This is a genomic window from uncultured Croceicoccus sp. (assembly GCF_947496385.1).
GTDB lineage: Bacteria > Pseudomonadota > Alphaproteobacteria > Sphingomonadales > Sphingomonadaceae > Croceicoccus.
This window is the reverse complement of sequence record NZ_CANMCP010000033.1, coordinates 1-2,870: the sequence shown is the minus strand read 5'-3', so window position 1 is coordinate 2,870 and position 2,870 is coordinate 1. Positions and strand designations below refer to the sequence as shown.

Genomic DNA, 2,870 nt, shown 5'->3' with positions numbered 1-2,870 from the left:
AATTATTGATATTTCCCAGTGGCATCACGTCGTTATTATTTTGAAGTGCAACGCTCATTGGAAATCAATGTTCAAATTTAGTTAGGTTCAGACTCGTTCAGAGCCAGAGGGCGACAGCGACAGCGAAGCTGACGTGACCCCCACCTTTCTCCACGTGGGAGCAAAGCCGGGCGGTTGTTTTGCGCATCAGCCCATTGCTTATCCAGTTTGGCGGCAAACGCCTCCTGGGTTGCGTAGCCAAGGACGAGTGTCGTCTCACCCGGTTGTAATCCCCGACCGTGCATGGATCATGCCGAGGAACAGGGTCTCGTTCAGCAGTTCGTCGCGCATGCGGCCATTGAAGCTCTCCACGTAGCCGTTCTGCATCGGCTTGCCCGGGCCGACGTAATGCCACTCCACCCCGATCTGGCCACAACACGCGAGCGCGGCATTGCTGGTGAGTTCGGTGCCTTTGTCGCCGACGATCATCCCCGGCTTGCCCCGCTGAGCGATAAGCTGGGTCGACCCACGCACGACACGGTGATCCGAGATCGAAGTGTTCGGCACCGCTACCGGGCGCTCCTTGGTCACATCATCGACCACGTTGAGCACGCGGAACCGTCGGCCAGAAGCGATTTGATTGTGAACAAAGTCCAAGGTCCTCAGCGTTGGTTCGGCAGGGCAAGCACCGGAGCTGGACACCCACAGAAACCCCTCGCGTTGACGTGCTAATTATGATTCATTCCGTAGATTGGACGAAGAGTCTCGATGCAGCCGCACAGCCTGTTTTCATTGGCGTAGCACCTAGAGCGTCTGAGCAAGGACGGCGATCCGCTGGAGGCTTTGTCGGGCGCGGTAGAGTTCGAACGCTTCCGGCCGCTTTTGACCCGGGGGCTTGGCCATAGCGACGGAGCCAAGGGCGGTTGGCCACTGTTTGATCCGGTCACGACGTTCAAGGTGTTGGTGGTCCATGCATAACATAATCTGTCGAATGCGCGCATGGAGTTCTTGATCCGCGATCGACTATCGTCGGTGCGCTTCTTCGGCTTCGATCTGGGCGGCTCAACGCCTGATGAGAACACCATCCGCCATTACCGCAATCGGCTCACCGAGAGCGGCACAATCGAGGCGTTGACGCATGCTTTCGAGCAGCAACTGCGCGAGGCTGGATATCTCGCCATGGGGGGCAGATTGTCGATGCAAGCCTGGTTCCTGCGCCCAACCAGCGCAATACGCAGTAAGAAAGGCTGCCATCAAGGCCGGCAAGTCACCAAAGCAGATCTGGCGCGGCAAGCCGGGCAAAGCGCACCAGAAGGATACCGATGCGCGCTGGACCCTGACGGTCGGGGGCAAGATCCGCTATCGTCCCGACCGAACGCCGCTGTCTCAGATCGCCCCGCCGGTGTTCGGCTACAAGTCGCACATCAGCATCGATCGGCGCTCTGGATTCATCCGAAAGGCGCCGGTGACCTCGGCCGCAGAAAGTGATGGGCGCCAGCTGCGACAAGTAATCGACACAAGCAACACCGCTGGCAATATCTGGGCCGGCCGCGCCTATCGCAGCCAGAAAAACGAGGCTTGGCTGACGCTAAAAAGCCGCATCCATCGCCGGAAGCCCATGGGCAAGCTGATGCCAGAGCACATGTCGCGTGCCGATGGTGCAAAGACAGCCGCGCGGGCTAGGGTTGAGCATGTCGTCGTCCAACAGAAGAACCGCTATGGGCTCTTCATCCGCACCATCGGCATCGTCAGGGCGCAAACCAAACTGACGCTGGCCAACCTGATCTAGAACTTCGACAGCTTGATATTCCGCGGACGGCGTGCCTCCACGGGATAGGTGCGCCTGAAATCCAAGGAGCCACTTCAAAAGCCGAGAAACACCTTCGCAGAACAGCCCATCGACGCCTTCGAATGCGACCTCTCACGCCGCCTCAGCGACCCAGCCAATCATTCCGCCAAACCTGTGATTGTTTGCGGGTGTCCGGCTGGTGCTCTGCTCCCCACAGCGCGCCTGCGATTGTCGCGGCCTCACCGACAGACCTTCCTCCTTGGAAGGCCGCTGCGTCTTCTTGCGGTTGATCATCACCCCGTCTCGCCGTAGCAGGATGGGCAAACGGCGATAGCCGATCCGACGCCGTTGGTTGGCCAGTTCGCACAACTTCTCACGCAGAGCAGCGTCATCGTGCCGGGGTGGAACGGTAGCGCGCGCTCTTGCGATCGGCTTCGACACGGCACGCCCGCCGCTCACCTATCCCGTGGCATACCTGGAGATGCGCAGCAGCTTCCCGCTTTGCGGCGGGCGTCACAACTTTTTTGAGAGCAGATCCTTCAGCGCCACGTTGTCCACCATCGTGTCGGCCAGCAGCCGGTTGAGCTTCGCGTTCTCGCTCTCGAGATTCCGCAGACGCCGAGCCTCGGATACCTCCAGCCCGCCATACTTGGCCTCCCAGTTGTAGATCGTCGCTTCCGAAACCCCGTGCCGGGCCAGATCAGTGGTTTTCGTACCCGCCTCTGCCTCCGTCAGCACAGAGTAGCCCCTAGATTTCGGGACGTATTCTATCCTAATTTTAAGGACAGGAGACGACGATGGGGAAGCCCAATTTCAGCGATGAGTTCAAGCGTGATGCGGTGGCTCAAATCACCGAACGCGGTTATCTGGTGGCGGAAGTTTCTAAGTTGCTCGGCGTCAGTCAGCATTCGCTGTACGCATGGAAGCGGCAACTAGCGAAGGTGGTGTCTGGCGATGCCGGCAAGGATGCCGAGATCCGCCAGCTGAAGCGTGAGCTGGCCCGGGTGACCGAGGAGCGCGATATTCTAGGCGGTAAACTCATAAAACGGCTTGTGATCTGCGGGGCCGCATGATTCAGGTTCTTCATTGTGATGGAGGGCTT

The 2,870-nt window shown here is 59.2% G+C and carries 4 pseudogenes; 2 read left to right on the top strand and 2 right to left on the bottom strand.

Annotated features, from left to right (window positions below):
- Positions 1-267 precede the first annotated feature (267 nt).
- Positions 268-642, bottom strand: a pseudogene (locus tag Q0897_RS15895) (integrase core domain-containing protein); the annotation flags it as partial.
- A 150-nt stretch (positions 643-792) separates the two neighbouring features.
- On the opposite strand from Q0897_RS15895, the pseudogene Q0897_RS15890 reads away from it, so the two are divergent.
- Positions 793-1,768, top strand: a pseudogene (locus tag Q0897_RS15890) (IS5 family transposase).
- Between the two features lie 194 nt (positions 1,769-1,962).
- On the opposite strand, the pseudogene Q0897_RS15885 reads toward Q0897_RS15890, so the two are convergent.
- A pseudogene (locus tag Q0897_RS15885) lies at positions 1,963-2,545 on the bottom strand (transposase); the annotation flags it as partial.
- Positions 2,546-2,565: 20 nt separating this feature from the next.
- On the opposite strand from Q0897_RS15885, the pseudogene Q0897_RS15880 reads away from it, so the two are divergent.
- Positions 2,566-2,814, top strand: a pseudogene (locus Q0897_RS15880) (transposase); the annotation flags it as partial.
- Positions 2,815-2,870: the final 56 nt, after the last annotated feature.